The sequence below is a fragment of the Streptomyces sp. NPDC048521 genome (genome assembly GCF_043199855.1).
GTDB lineage: Bacteria > Actinomycetota > Actinomycetes > Streptomycetales > Streptomycetaceae > Streptomyces.
On sequence record NZ_JBICWR010000012.1, the window covers coordinates 263,536 to 281,302 of the forward strand.

At 69.2% G+C, this 17,767-nt stretch carries 13 protein-coding genes and 2 pseudogenes; 10 read left to right on the top strand and 5 right to left on the bottom strand.

The window, feature by feature from the left end; translation table 11 throughout:
- Nucleotides 1-41: 41 nt before the first annotated feature.
- From ACGFRF_RS26980 to ACGFRF_RS26995, 4 genes and pseudogenes are all read left to right on the top strand, one after another.
- Nucleotides 42-497, top strand: a pseudogene (locus ACGFRF_RS26980) (MFS transporter); the annotation flags it as partial.
- Nucleotides 498-600: 103 nt separating this feature from the next.
- The gene (locus ACGFRF_RS26985; protein ID WP_393744290.1) at nt 601-1,113 is read left to right on the top strand and encodes a hypothetical protein; all 513 of its coding nucleotides are present in this window, start codon (nt 601-603) and stop codon (nt 1,111-1,113) included.
- 102 nt (nt 1,114-1,215) lie between these two features.
- Nucleotides 1,216-2,032 (top strand): annotated as a pseudogene (locus ACGFRF_RS26990) (aldo/keto reductase).
- Complete coding sequence (locus ACGFRF_RS26995; protein WP_393744151.1) at nt 1,978-2,520, top strand: TetR/AcrR family transcriptional regulator; 543 nt, start codon at nt 1,978-1,980, stop codon at nt 2,518-2,520. Before ACGFRF_RS26990 ends, ACGFRF_RS26995 begins: the two are co-directional and overlap by 55 nt.
- Nucleotides 2,521-3,074: 554 nt before the next feature.
- Here the strand turns inward: ACGFRF_RS26995 and arr are convergent.
- A complete protein-coding gene (arr, locus tag ACGFRF_RS27000) occupies nt 3,075-3,485 on the bottom strand; it encodes an NAD(+)--rifampin ADP-ribosyltransferase (RefSeq protein WP_393744153.1) in 411 nt (136 codons plus the stop codon).
- A gap of 187 nt (nt 3,486-3,672) precedes the next feature.
- On the opposite strand from arr, the gene ACGFRF_RS27005 reads away from it, so the two are divergent.
- Nucleotides 3,673-4,596 (top strand): LLM class F420-dependent oxidoreductase, encoded by a 924-nt coding sequence (locus tag ACGFRF_RS27005; RefSeq protein WP_393744155.1) that lies wholly within the window; start codon nt 3,673-3,675, stop codon nt 4,594-4,596.
- A gap of 79 nt (nt 4,597-4,675) precedes the next feature.
- Nucleotides 4,676-5,500, top strand: coding sequence for a DUF1684 domain-containing protein (locus ACGFRF_RS27010; RefSeq protein WP_393744157.1), 825 nt, complete (start codon nt 4,676-4,678; stop codon nt 5,498-5,500).
- A gap of 119 nt (nt 5,501-5,619) precedes the next feature.
- Here the strand turns inward: ACGFRF_RS27010 and ACGFRF_RS27015 are convergent, their stop codons facing one another.
- The 4 genes from ACGFRF_RS27015 to ACGFRF_RS27030 are packed head-to-tail and all read right to left on the bottom strand — an operon-like array spanning nt 5,620 to nt 11,359.
- Entirely contained in the window at nt 5,620-7,302 is a 1,683-nt protein-coding gene (locus ACGFRF_RS27015; protein ID WP_393744159.1) for an ABC transporter family substrate-binding protein, read from the bottom strand.
- A gap of 52 nt (nt 7,303-7,354) precedes the next feature.
- On the bottom strand, nt 7,355-9,439 hold the full coding sequence (locus ACGFRF_RS27020) for a dipeptide ABC transporter ATP-binding protein (RefSeq protein ID WP_393744161.1): 2,085 nt from the start codon (nt 9,437-9,439) through the stop codon (nt 7,355-7,357).
- Nucleotides 9,436-10,374, bottom strand: coding sequence for an ABC transporter permease (locus tag ACGFRF_RS27025; RefSeq protein ID WP_393744163.1), 939 nt, complete (start codon nt 10,372-10,374; stop codon nt 9,436-9,438). The genes ACGFRF_RS27020 and ACGFRF_RS27025 overlap by 4 nt, the downstream gene beginning before the upstream one ends.
- Nucleotide 10,375: 1 nt before the next feature.
- Entirely contained in the window at nt 10,376-11,359 is a 984-nt protein-coding gene (locus ACGFRF_RS27030) for an ABC transporter permease (RefSeq protein ID WP_393744165.1), read from the bottom strand.
- Nucleotides 11,360-11,943: 584 nt separating this feature from the next.
- On the opposite strand from ACGFRF_RS27030, the gene ACGFRF_RS27035 reads away from it, so the two are divergent.
- The 4 genes from ACGFRF_RS27035 (at nt 11,944) to ACGFRF_RS27050 (ending at nt 17,763) form a co-directional block, all read left to right on the top strand.
- Complete coding sequence (locus ACGFRF_RS27035; RefSeq protein ID WP_393744167.1) at nt 11,944-13,305, top strand: bifunctional o-acetylhomoserine/o-acetylserine sulfhydrylase; 1,362 nt, start codon at nt 11,944-11,946, stop codon at nt 13,303-13,305.
- Nucleotides 13,302-14,453 (top strand): homoserine O-acetyltransferase, encoded by a 1,152-nt coding sequence (locus tag ACGFRF_RS27040; RefSeq protein ID WP_393744286.1) that lies wholly within the window; start codon nt 13,302-13,304, stop codon nt 14,451-14,453. The genes ACGFRF_RS27035 and ACGFRF_RS27040 overlap by 4 nt, the downstream gene beginning before the upstream one ends.
- 360 nt (nt 14,454-14,813) lie before the next feature.
- Nucleotides 14,814-17,006, top strand: coding sequence for a catalase/peroxidase HPI (gene katG / locus ACGFRF_RS27045; RefSeq protein ID WP_393744169.1), 2,193 nt, complete (start codon nt 14,814-14,816; stop codon nt 17,004-17,006).
- Nucleotides 17,007-17,169: 163 nt separating this feature from the next.
- Nucleotides 17,170-17,763 (top strand): manganese efflux pump MntP family protein, encoded by a 594-nt coding sequence (locus tag ACGFRF_RS27050; protein ID WP_393744171.1) that lies wholly within the window; start codon nt 17,170-17,172, stop codon nt 17,761-17,763.
- Nucleotides 17,764-17,767 lie beyond the last annotated feature (4 nt).

The following is a 17,767-nucleotide window of genomic DNA, read 5'->3' on the forward strand; positions in this document are numbered from 1 at the left end:
ACGACCGGTTCTGGTTCGTAGCGGTGGCCTTCACCGTGCTGATGGCCTTCGGCACGGCGCCGACCCCGCTGTGGCCGCTGTACCAGGCCCGGGACCACTTCGGCGCGACCACGGTCACGATGGCGTACGCCTCGATGGTCGTGGGCGCAGCTGCCGCCTTCCTCGGACTGGGTCACCTGTCGGACCGGCTCGGCCGGCGACGCATCATCGTCCCGGCGCTGCTGGTCGGCATCGTCGCATCGGTCGTACTGATCGTGTGGCGGGACCTGCCGGAGCTGATCACGGGCAGGATCCTGAACGGTGTCGGACTGGGGCTGATGGCCTCGACCGCGACGACGTACCTCCACGACCTCCACCACGAGGCCCGTCCGGAACGGACGGGTCCGGTGCTGCCCGGCATCGTGGCCACCACCGCCGCCAACCTCGGCGGCCTGGCCTCAGGGCCCCTGATCGCCGGAGCCGCCGCCGAATGGCTTCCCACGCCCCTGATCACCACCCAGGCGATCTTCACGCTCGCCATGGCAGTGTGCCTGGTGCTGGTCTTGTCCACGCCGGAGACCGTGGACCTGGAGCTGCCTGATCTCCTCTCTCGGGGCGAGCGTGCTCCACGGCACCCTGCACACCGACTCGCACCTCGTGGTCGGCCTGGCGGCCTTCCTCATGTTCGGTTCCGCGGCGGCCGCCCAGCTCGTGCTGGGCCGCCTCCTACTGCCCCGGCTCCTGACCGTGGGGGCAGTGGCCTTCCCGGTCGGCCTGGTCCTGTGCGCCGTCGCCCTCTACCACCCGGCGCTCTGGCTCTACCTGGTCGCCGTGTCCCTGTCGGGAGCCGGCTCCGGGCTGCTGTTCAAGGGAGGCGTCGAACGTGCCGTTTCAGTGGCCGCGCCCGCCTCACGCGCGGGGGTCCTCGCCGTGTTCTTCGTCGTCGCGTACCTGGGAATGGGCCTGCCCTCCGTCCTGTTCAGCATCGCCCTGCGGCACTTCGCCGTGCAGACCGCGATGATCGGCTTCGCGGCGGTCCTCTCCTGCGGCGCCGTCGTGTCGGTCGCCGTCGCGTTGCGCGACCGCGCACCCGGTCCCGGCGCGCTCTCGGCGCAGTCCGCTCGCCCCTACTGACCTCCCTGCGGCGCATGCGACACCGGTTGTCTGGGAGGCGCGGACCCGGGCACCCGGTGCGGGCGCGCGTGACGCGGACCCGCGGCAGACGGGAGGCCCGAGATGTCTGCGCCATCGGCCAGAACGATCGCGCTCCCCTCCGGTGAGGAGATCGCGGCGCTCGGGCAGGGCACCTGGTACCTGGGCGAGGACCCGGCCCGGCGTGAACAGGAGATCGCCGCGCTGCGGCTGGGCGTGGACCTGGGCATGACCGTCGTCGACACGGCGGAGATGTACGGCGACGGCGCATCCGAGGAACTCGTCGCGGAGGCCATCCGGGGACGCCGGGAAGAGGTCTTCCTCGTCAGCAAGGTGCTGCCCGGCCACGCAACCCGGAAAGGCACCGTCGCCGCCTGCGAGAGCAGCCTGCGGCGGCTCCGTACGGAACGGCTGGACCTCTACCTGCTGCACTGGCGGGGACGGTGGCCACTCGAGGAGACCCTTGCGGGATTCACCGACCTGATGGAGGCGGAGAAGATCCGTTACTGGGGCGTGAGCAATCTGGACGTCACCGGCATGACCGAGCTGACCACCCTCCCCGGCGGCGACGCCGTGGCCGTCGACCAGGTGTTGTACAACTTCTCCGGCGCGGCATCGAGTGGGATCTGCTCCCCTGGTGCCGCGAGGCCGGGGTGACGGTCATGGCCTACTCCCCGGTCGAGCAGGGGCGGCTGCTGAAGGTCGAGGCTTTGGGTGCCGTGGGCCGGGCCCTCGGCGCCACGCCGGCCCAGGTGGCACTCGCTGGGTGCTGGAACAGGGGGTGGCCGCGATCCCGCGTTCCGGATCACCCGACCACGTTCGGGTGAGAACCAGGTTCTGGAGTCCGTGCGCGAGCAGTTCTGGAACCGCGGCTATGCAGCCACATCGCTCCAGGATTTGACGGCCGCCACAGGTCTGGGCAAAGGAAGCCTGTACGGAGCGTTCGGTGACAAGCGCCAGCTCTTCCTGCACGTACTGGACAGCTATCGCGACGAGCAGCTCACCAGCGTCCGGCAGATCCTCACCGGACCAGGGCCGGCCCTGGAGCGCCTGACCCACCTCCTGGAAGGCGCGGCCAACGGCTTCGCCGGAGACGCGCAGCGACGCGGCTGCTTCATGGTCAACAGCACGTCCGAGCTGCACAGCCAGGATCCCGAGGTGGTCTCCCGAGCCCGAACGACCTATCAGCGTGTCGAAGACCTCCTGATCGCCTGCGTCAAGGAGGCACAGCGAGAAGGAGACCTGGATCCCAGTGCCGACGCGCAAGAGCTCGGACGCCTGCTCCTCGCGGTCCTGCAGGGCATCGAGTTCCTCGCCAAGACCAACATGGACGGATCGGCCCTCCTGCAGATCGGCCACGCCGCGCTGTCCCAGCTGCCTCGACCCTGACCCGGCGGTGCGACTCGCTCCCCGCCACACCGCTGCCCTATGCGCCACACTTCCGGCCGGCACCGGAGGGCAAACGGATACGGTGGCCTGCCCGCCCTCCTGCCGCAACGATTGCCGAGGTCCTCCTTCGTGCTGGGCGGCGACGGTCCCGGAAGCGGATCGTGCCGCCCGACGGTGCCGACGTGCAGTTTCCCACGAGGCGGGCGGCCAGGAAGGGGGCCGTGGTGGCTTGGAGCACGAGACTCAGCGGTGCCGGCAGGCCGGAATGTCGAAGCTGGTCACCACCAGGCCAAGCAGCGGCTCGGTCGTGAAGTCCGGATTGTGGCGCGTCCAGCGCCCGAGGATCTCGCGGCGGTGAGCAGGCCGGTGCCGCAGCCGCTACCTCCAAAGCGAGGCCGGCCACTACGGCACGACAAGATCGACGCGGTCCGGCTGTGGGCTGCGGCCGGGATCTTTCCGCGCCCGGCCCCGCAGAGATCACGACGGCTCCTACGCCGTGATCACACCAGCCACGACAAGATCATCTCACCCGTGACCAGCAGTTACGGCAACGCTTAGTTGATGATTTCGGCGCGGTCATCCAGGCGGATTGCGGCCAGCCGGTCTCGCCATATCTGGAGAGCTTCGGGTGTCTGTCGCGTCCAGTCGGTGACCTCTCCAACGATTCGGAGCGGTTCCCTGCTGCGATAGGAGCGGGTGGGATTGCCAGGGAACTTCTTGTCGGTGACGTTTGGATCGTTCTCGAACTCCCCAGTCGGTTCGACGACATACACTCGCGGGGCCCCGTCGCCGGCGGCGAGTTCGGCGGCGAGTCCCGCGCCGTCACGCAACGCGGTGAAGTAGATGTGGTTCATCACGATGTCGGGCCGGTAGTTGGAACGGAAACCGGCGGTGAGGTGATCTCCCACCCGCAGGTCGGCCTTTGTGCCGTGAAAGAACGGCCCCTGGTCCAACGCCTCGTCCATCGCCACAGGCTATCAACCCGGGCTGTCGCGACGGCGAGATGACACCGCTTAGCGCTCGTCGACGGGGCCGACGCCGGTATGCCCGCGCTGGTGATGCGGGGAGATACGGCTCCCGTACACATGACTGACAAAAAGCTGTCACACACGTACCGGAATGCGGGTCCGGCGGGCGCCCGTTCTGACTGGCATGACTGTTGGAGTAGCACTCAACGCCTCCGGCGCGCAGAACCAGGTCGACGCCAGCGTGCAGCTGGCCCGGGAGGCCGCGGCCGCCGGTCTGCGGTCGGCCTGGTTCGGCCAGACCTTCGGCGCGGACTCACCCCAGCTCGCGGCGATCGTCGGGCGCGAAGTGCCCGGACTGCAGGTCGGCACCTCCGCGATCCCCGTCTTCGGGCGGCATCCACTGCTCGTCTCCAGCCAGGCCCAGACCGCCCAGGCCGCGACGCACGGCCGCTACCACCTCGGTCTGGCCCTGGGCACCAAACTGTTCACGGAGACCGGCTTCGGCCTGCCCTTCGAGCGCCCCATCGCCCGTCTGCGTGAATTCCTCACGGCGCTACGGCAGTTGACCCAGACCGGCACTGCGGACTTCCACGGTGAGCTGCTCACCGCCACCACCCCGGTTCCGGCACGGGTACCGGGCGCCGAGGGGGGCGTCCCCGTGCTCGTCGCCGCGATGGGGCCGCAGGCGCTGCGGGTCAGCGGTGAGCTGGCGGACGGGATCCTGCCGTACCTGGCGGGCCCGCGTGCCCTGGCGGAACACATCGTCCCCGCCCTGACCGCCGCGGCGGAGGCCGCCGGCCGTCCGGCGCCCAGGATCGTGGCCCTGGTGCCGGGGGTGGTCACGGACGACGTGGACGCGGTGCGGACGAAGGCCACCGACAGCCTCGCGTTCTACGAACAGATCCCGTCCTACGCACGGGTCATCGAACTCTCCGGCGGCCGCCGGGCCGCCGACGTGGCCGTGATCGGCGACGAGAAGGCGGTCGAGGCCGAGGTACGCCGTTACCGCGACGCCGGCGCCACCGAGGTCGTGTTCTCGGGCACCGAGATCGCGGGTGAGGCGGACCGCCGTCGCACCTGGGCACTCCTCGGCGAACTGGCCGGATGAGCGCACCCACCGGGCCTCGACCCGGCAGATGCCCCACACCCCTGTGCGAGGCCGAGCCTCGCTCGACCGAGGAGAACTCATGACGACTGAGGTCACCACGACAGACCTCCAGGCTTTCACCGAGAACTGGCTGGACTGGTACCGCGCCCAGGAGGCCAGGCTCGCCGACCCGCACGGGTTCCTGGCCATCACCAGCCTGCACTGGCTCGACGACCGGCCGCAGCGATTCCCCGACGCGCCCGGTACGTGGCACACCGGCCCCGAGGGGGTCGTCGTAGAGCTCGACGACGGCGAGGAACTGGTCGTCGACGGAACGCCGGTGCGGGGTGAACACCGCTTCGGCGTGCTTGCCGAGCGCAGCAGCGTCGACGCGGTCTGGCAAGACGCCGTCATCGAGGTCGCCAGGCGCGGGGGCCACGACATCGTGCGCCCCCGGCACCCGGACGCGCCGCTGCGCACCGCCTTCACCGGAACACCCGCCTACGCCCCCGACCCGCGCTGGGCCGTGACCGGCCGGTACGTCCCCTTCGACGAGCCGCGGCCGACCACCGTGGGCGCGGCCGTCGAGGGCCTGGAGCATGTGTACGACGCTCCGGGCAGGATCGAGTTCGAGCTGCACGGGCGTCAGCTGTCCCTGACCGCGTTCCCCGGACATGGTGCCGGCCGGCTGATGGTGCTGTTCACCGACTCGACCTCCGGGGTCACCACTTACGCCGCCAACCGGTTCCTGGCCCTGGAGCCGGTTGCCGCCGACGGCACGGTCGTCCTGGACTTCAACCGTGCCGCGAACCTGCCGTGCGCCTACACGGACCTGGCCACCTGCCCGCTGCCACCGGCCGAGAACCGGCTGCCGGTGGCGATCGAGGCGGGCCTGAAGATCCCCCGCGAGCGCGGCGGGTCCTGAGCCGGACTGCCGGCCGAGTCGACGGCGGCCGGCAGCCGTGCCCCGCCCGGCTCAGTCGGGAGGAGCGTCAGGCTCCCCAGGTCCTTCTGCCTGTCCTGCGGCGATGTCCCGCGGGCCGGCTACTTCTCCCAGCCGACCGTCTCCGGGAGCGGGTTGTAGAAGATGGTCGCGCCGACGTTGGCGAGGCCCTTCTTCACGCCGTAGGTCGAGGGGCCGCTGAACAGCGGGAGGAAGGCGTACTCCTGGAGCGCCTTCCGCTCGACCCGGTTGGCCGCCGCGGCCTGCTTGCCGAGGTCGGCGATCTCGCTGGTGGCACGGATCTGCGTGTCCAGCGCGGGCGAACCCGCACCGGTGATGTTGGAGTCGCGGTCGGAGCAGTAGAAGTCGCACAGGTAGCGGGCGCCGAACGGGTCCATCGAGCGGTTTCCCGACAGGAACAGATCGAACTTGCGGTCGCTGAGGATCTTGGAGAAATCCGCCTCGTCCGCCTTCCTGATGTCGAGGCGGATGCCCACCGATTTCAGCATCGCCGCGAAGGCGCCGGCGGTCGCCTTGTCCAGCGGGTCGTCGCCGAGGAGGGTGTAGCCGACTTCGAGCTTCTTGCCGTTCTTGACCCGTACGCCGTCGCCCCCGGGCTTCCAGCCCGCCGCGTCGAGTGCCTTCCTGGCGTCGTCCGGCGCGTACTTCAGCACGGCTGCGACGTTGTCCTCGTAGCCCTTCTGGAAGCTGTAGAGGATGGCGGAACCGGGCAGCGGCTCCTTGTAGTCCAGGCCCCGGAACCGGATCTTCGCGATCTGCGTGCGGTCGATGCTCTCCTCGATGGCCTTGCGCACGGTTTCGTCGGCGAGGACGGAGGACTCGGTGTTGAAGTAGAGCGAGTACTCGAAGGGGCTTCCGCCACTGCGGATCTCGGTGCCCTTGAGGCCCTTGATCTGCTTGAGGCTCTCGGCGTCGACCGCGGAGACGTAGTCCAGCTGCCCGTTCTTGAAGGCGTTGATCGCCGCGGTCGATTCGAGGTTGACGTAGACGCGCTTGTCGAGCTTGCCCTTCCTGCCCCACCACTTCGGGTTGCGGACGAACGTGATGTTCCCCGAGTGGGTGTCCCACGTGCCGACCGTGTACGGCCCCGTGCCCCACTCCGGGTGGGCCTTCTTGACGTAGGCGTTGTTGAAGTTCTCGACCGTTGCGGCCTTGGGGTGCAGGAAGGTGGTGAACAGGCTCGACCAGGAAGGGTTCACTGCCTTGAAGGTGATCACGGCCTGTTTGGCGTTCCTGCCCTTCTCGACCGAGGTGATCTGGTCGTAGCCGTCCGTGGAGGAGGCGGCGTAGGCCTTGTCGGAACCGTTGTCGGCCTGCCACGTGGCCTTGATCGCGGTCCAGTCGATCGGGGTGCCGTCGTTGAACACGGCCTTGGGGTTGATGGTGAGCGTGACCTTCTGCTTCCCGCCTTCCACGGATACCTTGACGTCGCTGAAGTAGTCCGGGTTGTACTGCACGTCACCGGTCGGCGAGTAGGTGATCGCGTCCGCGTTGTACCAGGCCCAGATACGGGACGCCGTCAGCGTGGCATTGACGTTGAACGGGTTGCCCTGATCGTCGAAGGTCCCGACCGTGGTGTACGTGCCTCCCTCCTTGATCCGGTCGTACGGCTCGGGGTTGTAGTCGGCGACGGACGGTGCGGCCGAGGGAGCGTTCTTCGCGTCCGACGGCGCGGAGTCCTTCCCTGACGAGGACTGGCACGCGGTGGCGGTGACGGAAAGGGCGGCGATCAGAGCGAGAGGCAGGGCCGGTCTCGTGCGCATGACGGAAGGTTCCTTAGGGGTCGGTGAGGGACAACATCGCCGGGGCCGGTGTTCAGACGCCGTGGCAGGCGTACTGGTGGGCGGAGAGTCCAGGCGCGGAAGACGGCACGGGGGGCTGCGTGCGACAGCGGTGCCGCAGCTCCTCGTCGGCGAGGCGGTACAGCGGGCAGCGGTCGACGAAGACACACCCGGCGGGCAGGCGCGCGGCGTTCGGCTGCTCACCCTCCAGCACGACGCGTTCGCGGGTGCGTTCCCGCTCGGGGTCGGGTATCGGGATCGCCGACAGCAGCGCACGGGTGTAGGGGTGCTTCGGATCGGAGAAGATCGCCTCGGTGTCGCCGGTCTCGACGATGTGCCCCAGGTACATCACCGCGATGCGGTCGGAGATGTACCGGACCACGGCCAGATCGTGGGCGACCACGAGGTAGGCCAGGCCGAGTTCACGCTTGAGCCGCGCCAGCAGGTTGATCACCCCGGCCTGCACGGAGACGTCCAGGGCGGAGAGCGGTTCGTCGAGCGCGAGCAGCTTCGGCTCGGTCGCCAAAGCACGGGCGATACCGATCCGTTGGCGTTGGCCTCCGGACAGTGCGGCCGGGAAGCGGTCGGCGACCGAGTCGTCCAGACCCACCAGGGTCAGCAGTTCGTGGACCCGTGCGCGGATCGACTGGCGATCACGCCCGATCGCCCGCAGGGGTTCGGCCAGCAAGTGGAAGACGGGCATGCGGGGGTCCAGGGCCCCCAGGGGGTCCTGCATGACGATCTGTACGTCCTGCCGGAGCTCCCGTGCGCGCGCGCCGGATGCGGCCGCGCCGACGTCGGTGCCGGAGATCTCTATCCGGCCGCCTTCGGGCCGTTCGAGCCGGAGGATCTCCATCAGCGTCGTGGTCTTGCCGCTGCCGGACTCCCCCACCAGGCCGAGCGTCTCGCCGGCGCGCAGCTCGAAGCTGACCCGGTTGACGGCGTGCAGCGTACCGACCCGGCGCTTGAGGAGAGCACCCTTGGTGACCGGAAAGGTCTTGACGAGGTCCTCGACACGGAGCACCACGTCGCCGTTCCCGGCACGAGGCGAGGGCGCCGGGCGGCCGACGGGCGGGGCGTCCCCCGTGGGGTCCAGGGATCCGTCGGCGATCTCGGCGGCGCGCAGGCAGGCCACGTGTCCGTGTCCGGTGACATGGCGCAGTTCCGGTTCGTCGGAGCGACACGCGTCGAGGGCGACGGCGCACCGGGGTGCGAAGGGACAGCCGTCCGGGAGGGCCACCGGGGCGGGTGGCTCCCCACCGACGGGGACCAGGGTGCGGCGGGTTCCGCCGTCCACGGTCGGCACGGCGGCCAGCAACCGCGCTGTGTACGGCATCACCGGCCGACGGAAGAGTTCCTCGACGCCCGCGTGTTCCACGAACCGGCCCGCGTACATGACGGCGACATCGTCCGCGTGGCCCGCGACGACCCCGAGGTCGTGCGTGATCAGGACGAGACCGGCGCCGGTCTCCTGCTGCGCCAGCCGCAGCACGTCGAGGATCTGGGCCTGCACGGTGACGTCGAGTGCGGTGGTGGGTTCGTCGGCCACGAGCACGGACGGCCTGTTGGCGATGGCCATGGCGATGACCACGCGCTGGCGCATGCCGCCGGAGAACTCGTGCGGGAAGGCGGCGGCCCGGCCGCGCGGGTCCGGGATGCCGACGAGATCGAGCAGGTGCACGGCTTGTTCCCAGGCCGCCCGCCTCGTCAGGTCCTGATGGACCCGCAGGGCGTCGGAGAGCAGCCTGCCCACCGAGAAGATCGGTGTGAGGGCGGACAAGGGGTCCTGGAAGATCATGCCGATGGAGTTGCCGCGGATCTTCGACAGCGCCCGGTCGTCGAGGCCGATGAGGTCCTGTCCGCCGAGCAGCACCTTGCCGCGCAGGTCGGCGGTGGGCGGCAGCAGGCCCATGATGCCCATCGCGGTGGCCGATTTGCCCGAGCCGGATTCGCCGACGACGCAGAGGGTCCGGCCGGGCAGCAGGTCGAAGCTCACGCCGCGCACCGCCTCGACGGTGCCCGCTTCGGAGGGGAAGGAGATCCGCAGGTCCCGCACGGAGAGGACGGGGGCTGCGTCGGTGGGTGGTGCCGGGGCTGGCAGCGGTGTCGCGAGGGTCATCGTCGGCCTCCTGCCGAGCCGGTCACCGAGGTGGGGTCGAGGGCGTCGCGCAAGCCGTCGCCGATGAAGGTCATCGAGACGGTGAGCAGAACGACCAGGCCGGCGGGGAAGGCGAAGAGCCAGGGGGCACTCGTGACGCTGTTCGCGCCGTCCGCGAGCATCGTCCCGAGTGAGACGTCCGGGGTCTGGACGCCGAACCCGAGGAACGACAGGGCGGTTTCGCCGAGCACGGTCGCCACGACTCCGAGCGTGAGGTTGACGATCAGCAGGGAGCCGAGGTTGGGGATGATGTGGCGGAGGATGATCCGCAGTGGACCGACTCCCATGAACTCGGCCGCCTTCACGTAGTCCCGTTCGCGCAGTGAGGTCGAGACGGACCAGATCACCCGCGCGGTGGACATCCAGCCGAACGCGGTCAGCACGATGATGAGAGCGCGCCAGTCGCCGGCCAGCCGGTGGGAGACCAGAGCGAGGATGAGGAACGAGGGGACGATCAGGAGGAAGTGGATGACGGCGAGGGTCACCCGCTCGACCCGGCCCCCGACGTACGCGGCGCCGGCGCCGATGACCGCGGCGAGGACGATCGTCAGTACCGACACGCTCACGGCGATCATCAGGGAGCGCCGGAGTCCGTGGACGGCACAGGCGTAGATGTCGTTGCCACCCTGGTTGGTGCCGAACGGGTGGAGGCTGCTCGGAGGCCGGGTGAGCGCGGTGAAGTCGGCGTCGGTGTACGCGTAGGAGGTGAATCGGTCACCGAAGGCACCGAACAGCACCAGCAGCGCGAAGATCGCCACTCCGACGACGGCGAGGCGGTTGCGCAGGAAGCGCCGCAGATAGAGCCGGCCGAGGCCGAGGTTCGGGTGCTTCGGCGCGGTCGTCGCGGTTTTTGGAGTCTGCTCCGCGGCCGGACGGGTGGGCGCGTCGGTGGTCACGTCAGCTCACCCGCACTCTCGGGTCGAGGAAGACCGTGGCGATGTCCGCGAGGATGGCGCCGATCGCGGTCAGAGCCGCGGCGAAGGCGGCCGTCGCGACCACGCCGTGTACGTCGTTCTTGCTGATGGTCTGGATGAAGTAGCGGCCCATGCCGTTCCATCCGAAGATCGTCTCCGTGATGACGGCACCGGTGAAGACGGCCGGGACGCTGAACGCCACGGAAGCCGCCGTCGGGATGAGCGCGGCCCGCAGGGCGTGCCTGCGGATGGCCTGACTGCGGGTGAGGCCGGTGGCCTGGGCGGTTCGCACGAAGTCGGCGTTGAGCGTGTCGAGCAGCAGTGAACGCTGCGTCAGGTGGTAGCCGACATAGCCCATCAGCGTGAGCGTCACAGTCGGCAGGATCAGGTGCAGGAGGCGGTCACCGATGGTGGGGAGCAGTCCTTCGACGCCCGGCGAGTTCTCCCCGGCGACGTAGAGGAAGTGCAGCCCGGCGTGCTGGTTCAGCCAGATGGCGACGAAGACCACGGCGAGGGCGGCGACGGACGTGGGGACGTTGAACACCACGATGGACACCGCCTGCGACACCCGATCGGCCCAGCCGTACTGCCGTGCGGCGGTGTAGACGCCGAGAGCAACGCCGATCACGACGGACAGTACGGTGGCGAGGACGACCAACTCCGCGCTGACAAGCGCCCGGTAGCCGACTTCGCCGTTGACGGAGACGCCGGTGGGGGACTTTCCCCAGTCGAAGTGGAGGGTCACCGAGGTCAGCCAGTCCCACCAGCGGTGCACCAACGGCACCCTGGGGTCCAGGTTGTACGGCGCGAGGGCCCGGTCGATCTGTGTCTCGCTGCGGACGGGCCGCAGTTCCTTGAAGTTCGACCGCGGGTCCAGGAACCAACTGGCGAGGAAGTAGGTCGCGTTCGTCGCGACCGCGATCATCAGGAGCCAGCCGACCGCCTTGCGTGTCACATGGCGCACCATGTGCGGCACCTCCTCGCCACACACGGGATGTGCGCCTCAGGAGCACCGGGCAGACAGGTCGAATACATGCGGGGTGAAGCTTTCTGCAGGTACGGAACGGAGCGAGCGATGTGTGCACGTCAGCCTGGTCCGTGCTGTGCCGCAGCACCAGGTTTCGCCTGGCGCCGCCATGAGGTCGACATGTTGCCGTAGCACTGAGTCCGGAAAACCCATGCAATTCAGCTGATCTTGAAGTGCGCGTCCGTTACGTCCCGGCCGGCTCCCGCAGGTGCCCGTGCTGGACGAGCAGCGCGTCCCGGCAGGTGAAACGACCACGTTCGCTGGTGCGTCGCCACGCCCGTGTGGTTATCTGGCTCCATGACCGTGCTCGTGACCCGCCGCCACGTTGACTACGTGCGTGTCACCACCACGCGCTGTCCTGCCGCGAGCTGAAGCCGCGCTGCTGCCTCTGAGCAGTCTCTTCTCCACCGCACCGCGCTGAACGCCGCCCTCTTCCGGTCCCGGCTCGCAGCCCTGCGGCACTTTTCGCGCATCCGCGGCGCCTCACCGCGCGCATCTCCCCCTCTGCACAAGGGAGCACCACCATGAGCCAGCCCATCGACTCCGTCACCGCCGGCCACACCCCCGAGGACGAACCCGCCGGTCCCGACACCTCCGCCTGGTCCTTCGAGACCAAGCAGATCCACGCGGGTGCCACGCCCGACCCGACGACCGGCGCCCGCGCGACGCCCATCTACCAGACGACGTCGTTCGTGTTCCGGGACACGCAGCATGCCGCCGACCTGTTCGCACTGGCCGAGCCCGGCAACATCTACACCCGTATCCACAATCCCACCCAGGACGTCTTCGAGCAGCGCATCGCCGCCCTGGAGGGCGGGGTCGCGGCCGTGGCGCTCTCCTCCGGGCAGGCGGCGGAGACCCTGGCGATCCTGACCCTGGCGGGCTCCGGCGACCACATCGTCTCCAGCACGTCCCTGTACGGCGGGACGTACAACCTCTTCCGGCACACGCTGCCGAGGCTCGGCATCGAGGTGTCGTTCGTGGACGACCCGGACGACCTTCAGGCGTGGCGGGCGGCGATCCGGCCGAACACCAAGGCCCTGTTCGCGGAGACGCTGGGCAACCCACGCGGCAACGTACTCGATGTACAGGGGGTCGCGGACGTGGCGCACGCGGCCGGGGTGCCGTTGATCGTGGACAACACCGTCCCGACCCCCTACCTGCTGCGGCCCCTCGAGCACGGCGCGGACATCGTCGTCCACTCGGCGACCAAGTTCCTGGGAGGGCATGGCACGGCCATCGCCGGTGTGGTCGTCGACGGCGGCACCTTCGACTTCGGGGCGCACGCCGAGCGGTTCCCGGACTTCACCGAGCCCGACCCCAGCTATCACGGACTGCGGTACTGGCCCGCGCTCGGACCGGGTGCGTTCGCCGTCAAGCTCAGGGTGCAGTTGCTCCGCGACCTCGGGCCGGCCCTCTCCCCGCACTCCGCCTTCCTGCTCCTGCAGGGCGTGGAGACGCTCAGCCTGCGCATCGAACGGCACTCCGCCAACGCCCAGGCCCTGGCCGAGTGGCTGGAACAGCGGGACGAGGTCGCCGCCGTGCACTACCCGGGGCTGGAGACCAGCAGGTGGTACGAGGCGGGGCGGAGGTATCTTCCCCGGGGTGCGGGTGCCGTGGTCTCCTTCGAACTGCGAGCCGGAGTCGAGGCCGGCAAGCGGTTCGTGGACGCGGTCGAGTTGTTCAGCCACCTCGCCAACATCGGCGACGTGCGCAGCCTCATCATCCACCCGGCGTCCACGACGCACAGCCAGCTCGACGAGGAACAACTGGCCGCCACCGGCGCCTCCCCCGGCCTGGTGCGCCTGTCGGTCGGCCTCGAGAACCTCGCCGACCTCAAGGCCGACCTGGAGGCGGGGTTCCGCGCGGCGAAGGGCGCGTCCTGAACACCGTACTGACGCCCTCCTCGGTCCCCCTCCCGCCGGCCTCCGGGGCCTGGCGGGAGGGGGACCCGGCCGGGCGTCGCCAGTGGTACGAGCGCGAGGAGCCCCTTGCCCTGGAGGCGGGTGGTGAACTTCCGCGCGTGCGGCTCGCGTTCGAGACGTGGGGGCGGCTCGCACCCGACCGGTCCAACGCGGTGCTCGTGCTGCACGCACTGACCGGTGACAGCCACGCCGCCGGTGCCGCCGAGCCCGGCCACCCCACTCCCGGCTGGTGGGACGGGCTCATCGGCCCAGGGCGTGCGCTCGACACGGACCGCTGGTTCGTCGTGGCTCCGAACGTGCTCGGCGGTTGTCAGGGCAGCACCGGACCGTCGTCCCGCACGCCGGACGGACGCCGCTGGGGTGGTCGCTTCCCCTTCCTGACGCAACGCGACCAGGTGGCTGCCGAGGCCGGCCTGGCCGACGCCCTGGGCATCGACAGCTGGGCACTGGTCGTCGGCGGATCGATGGGCGGGATGCGGGCGCTGGAATGGGCCGTGTCGCGTCCGGAACGGACGCGGGCGCTCCTGGTGCTCGTCACGGCTGCCGCGGCGAGCGCGGAACACATCGCCTGGGCGAACATCCAGCTCCATGCCATCCGCAGCGACCCGCACTGGCGCGGCGGGGACTACCACGACGCCGGCCCCGGGCTCGGCCCGCATGCCGGCCTCGGCCTGGCCCGCCGCCTCGCCCACATCACCTATCGCAGCGAACCGGAGCTGCGGACCCGCTTCGGGCGCACACCGCAGGGTGCGGAGGAGCCCTGGAACGGCGGCCGGTACCAGGTCGAGTCCTACCTGGACCACCACGCCGCCAAGCTCGTGCGCCGCTTCGACGCGGGCAGCTACGTCACACTGACACAGGCCATGAACAGTCACGACATCGGTCGCGGCCGGGGCGGTACGCGGACCGCCCTGAGCCGTGTGACGGCCAGGACACTCGTCGCCGGAGTCGACTCCGACCGTCTGTATCCGTTGTCCCAGCAGTCCGAGTTGGCAGCCGGCATCCCTACCGCGGATCACCTCCGGGTGATCGAATCCCCGTGCGGTCACGACGGCTTCCTCATCGAACTGGAGCAAGTCGCCGCACTCGTGGGAGAACTCGTCGGCTAGACCACTCTTCGACGTGGAGTCGGTAGGAACGCACCCGGTCGGCGTGGTTCGCGGGCGGGCGCGTCGTCCTCGGCGACGACCCACGCGGTCGGCGGCCCAACACGGACCGTCACGGCCTGCGACGTCGGCGCTCTGTCCGCCGCCGCTGCCGAACATCCGCAAAGAGCGCCACTTCTCTCACGTCTGTCATACGGGATGCTCTGCGTGTTTCATGGAGGTGTGGTCTTCCGTGCGCGACCATACGGACGCGGCACAGCACAATTTCCAGCCGGTGCGGCGACGTGCTCGTCACCAGCGAAACCAACGACGTCAGGAGCCGCAGCCGGCAGAAGGAACACCGATACAGGAAGAAGGACGGGCATGTCCGGCAGTGAAAGCGAGAATCCGGCTATCCCTTCACCCACACCCACGCCGACTCGACGGCCCAGGACGAACCGGGACTGGTGGCCGAATCAGCTGGACCTTCAGGTTCTCCACCAGCACTCGCCCCGATCCAACCCGATGGGCGAGGACTTCGACTACGCGGAAGAGTTCGCGACCCTCGACGTCGACGCGCTGAAGCGTGACGTCTTCGAGGTGATGACGACGTCCCAGGACTGGTGGCCTGCCGACTACGGTCACTACGGGCCGCTCTTCATCCGGATGAGCTGGCATGCCGCGGGAACGTACCGCATCGAGGACGGCCGCGGCGGTGGCGGCAGCGGCGCACAGCGCTTCGCCCCCCTCAACAGCTGGCCGGACAACGCGAGCCTGGACAAGGCGCGCCGTCTGCTCTGGCCGGTCAAACAGAAGTACGGCCGGAAAATCTCCTGGGCCGATCTTCTGGTCTTCGCCGGAAACTGCGCCATGGAATCCATGGGGTTCAAGACGTTCGGGTTCGGTTTCGGGCGACAGGACATCTGGGAGCCCGAGGAGATCTTCTGGGGGCCCGAGGACACATGGCTCGGAGATGAGCGCTACAGCGGCGACAGGGAACTCACCGGTCCTTTCGCCGCCGTGCAGATGGGGCTGATCTACGTCAATCCGGAGGGGCCCAACGGAAACCCGGACCCGATGGCTGCCGCCCGGGACGTTCGCGAGACGTTCGGGCGCATGGCGATGAATGACGAGGAGACGGTCGCACTCATCGTCGGCGGCCACACCTTCGGCAAGTGTCACGGCGCGGTCGACGCCAGTTACATCGGCCCGGAGCCCGAGGCCGCCTCCATCGAGCAGCAGGGCCTCGGCTGGCGGAACACATACGGCAGCGGCACGGGGCCTCACGCGCTCACCAGCGGTCTGGAGGGCGCATGGACCACTGAGCCGACCCAGTGGGACAACGGGTACCTGGACAATCTCTACGGGTACGAGTGGGAGCTGACGAGCAGCCCCGCCGGCGCCCACCAGTGGACTCCCTCGGATCCCGCGGCCAGGAACACGGTGCGCGACGCCCATGATCCGTCGAAGCGGCACGCCCCCATGATGCTGACGACGGACCTCGCGCTGAAGGTGGACCCGGTCTACGGCCCGATCACGAAGAGGTTCCACGAGAACCCGGACGAGCTCGCGGTGGCGTTCGCCAAGGCGTGGTACAAACTGCTGCACCGCGACATGGGACCCCTCTCGCGCTACCTCGGCCCGTGGATTCCCGAGCCGCAGCTGTGGCAGGACCCCGTTCCCGCCGTCGAGCACGAACTGGTCGGGGACGAGGACATCGCTGCCCTCAAGGGCAGGATCCTCCGCTCGGGCCTTTCGGTCTCCCAGCTGGTCACCACCGCGTGGGCGTCGGCGGCGAGCTTCCGCGGCACCGACAAGCGCGGCGGGGCGAACGGAGCACGCATCCGGCTCGCGCCGCAGAAGGACTGGGAGCTCAACGACCTCCCCGAGGTGACCGAGGTACTGCACACCCTCGAGCGGATCCAGCAGGACTTCAACCTCTCCCAGACCGGCGGAACGCGGGTCTCCCTCGCCGACCTGATCGTCCTCGGCGGGTGCGCGGCCGTCGAGCAGGCCGCGAGGAACGCCGGGTACGACGTCCCGGTCCCGTTCGCACCGGGGCGTACGGACGCCTCGCAGGAGCAGACCGACGCGGCGTCGTTCGCCGTGCTGGAGCCCAAGGCGGATGCCTTCCGCAACTACCTTCCGGCGGGCGAGAAGCTGTCGCCGGAGACCCTCATGCTGGACCGCGCCAACCTGCTGACGCTGACCGCTCCCGAGATGACGGTGCTGATCGGCGGAATGCGGGCCCTGAACACCGGCTTCAAGGGATCCCCCCACGGTGTCCTCACCCACCGGCCGGGAATCCTGACCAACGACTTCTTCTTCAACCTGCTCGACATGGGCACGGAGTGGAAGGTGTCGGCCGCGGACGAGAACGTGTTCGAGGGCCGGGATCGCGCCACCGGCGAGGTCAAGTGGACCGCCACCGCCGTCGACCTGATCTTCGGTGCGCACTCCCAGCTCCGAGCCGTCGCGGAGGTCTACGCGTCCCAGGACGCGGGGGAGAAGTTCGTACGTGACTTCGTGGCGGCGTGGAACAAGGTGATGAACCTCGACCGGTTCGACCTGGCCTGAGCCCGACGTCCCGGTCGGCCCCCACCGGCCGCCGGGACGTGTGAGCCTTTTCCATCGCCGGTCACCGTCGGTAAGTAGTGTCCGGAAATCCTCCGGAAATCGGCGTGACAGGTTTATTGTGCGAACCCCCTGAGATACCGCGTAGAATTATGGTGGCTGGGAGATGGCGCGAAGTCGTCTCCGCCGACACCGATCCTCATCGGGAAGCGGCGTCGCCATGATCTGGGAAATACTGGTCCTGGGTTTCGTACTCAGTCTCGACAATTTCCGAGTATCGATCGCGCTCGGCACGGTGCCCTTCGGTTTGAAGCGCGCGGTGCAGGTCGCGCTGGCCTTCGGGCTGTGGGACGCGATCATGCCCCTGGTCGGGCTGTTGATCGGTCACCAGATCGGGGAGTCCGTCGGGGACGTCGCCGACGTGGTGGGTGCTGCCGCGCTCGGCGGGTACGGTCTCTACCTCGTCGTCTCATCCCTCCGGAAGCCCGAGCCGGACGAGTTGGACCATCCGTGGGCGTTGTTCGGCATCCCGTTGACGCTGAGCCTGGACAACTTGTTCGCCGGGGCGAGCCTGGGGGTTCTCGGACTCTCGCCGTGGTTCTCGGCCGCCGTCTTCGGTGCCATGACGGCAGTGTTGTCGCTGGTCGGGCTGCAGCTCGGGCGGGCGGCGGCGCACCTCATCCGGATCCGCTCGGACCTGCTGAGCGGGGTCACCCTGATCATCGCCGCTGCGGCGCTGCCGTTGTGGTTCGGCGGCTGACCCG

Coding starts and splice junctions, on each gene's coding strand:
- arr (WP_393744153.1), bottom strand. CDS start 3,485: ATGGACGAGGCGTTGGACCAGGGGCCGTTCTTTCACGGCACAAAGGCC.
- ACGFRF_RS27005 (WP_393744155.1), top strand. CDS start 3,673: ATGACTGTTGGAGTAGCACTCAACGCCTCCGGCGCGCAGAACCAGGTC.
- ACGFRF_RS27010 (WP_393744157.1), top strand. CDS start 4,676: ATGACGACTGAGGTCACCACGACAGACCTCCAGGCTTTCACCGAGAAC.
- ACGFRF_RS27015 (WP_393744159.1), bottom strand. CDS start 7,302: ATGCGCACGAGACCGGCCCTGCCTCTCGCTCTGATCGCCGCCCTTTCC.
- ACGFRF_RS27020 (WP_393744161.1), bottom strand. CDS start 9,439: ATGACCCTCGCGACACCGCTGCCAGCCCCGGCACCACCCACCGACGCA.
- ACGFRF_RS27030 (WP_393744165.1), bottom strand. CDS start 11,359: ATGGTGCGCCATGTGACACGCAAGGCGGTCGGCTGGCTCCTGATGATC.
- ACGFRF_RS27035 (WP_393744167.1), top strand. CDS start 11,944: ATGAGCCAGCCCATCGACTCCGTCACCGCCGGCCACACCCCCGAGGAC.
- katG (WP_393744169.1), top strand. CDS start 14,814: ATGTCCGGCAGTGAAAGCGAGAATCCGGCTATCCCTTCACCCACACCC.
- ACGFRF_RS27050 (WP_393744171.1), top strand. CDS start 17,170: ATGGCGCGAAGTCGTCTCCGCCGACACCGATCCTCATCGGGAAGCGGC.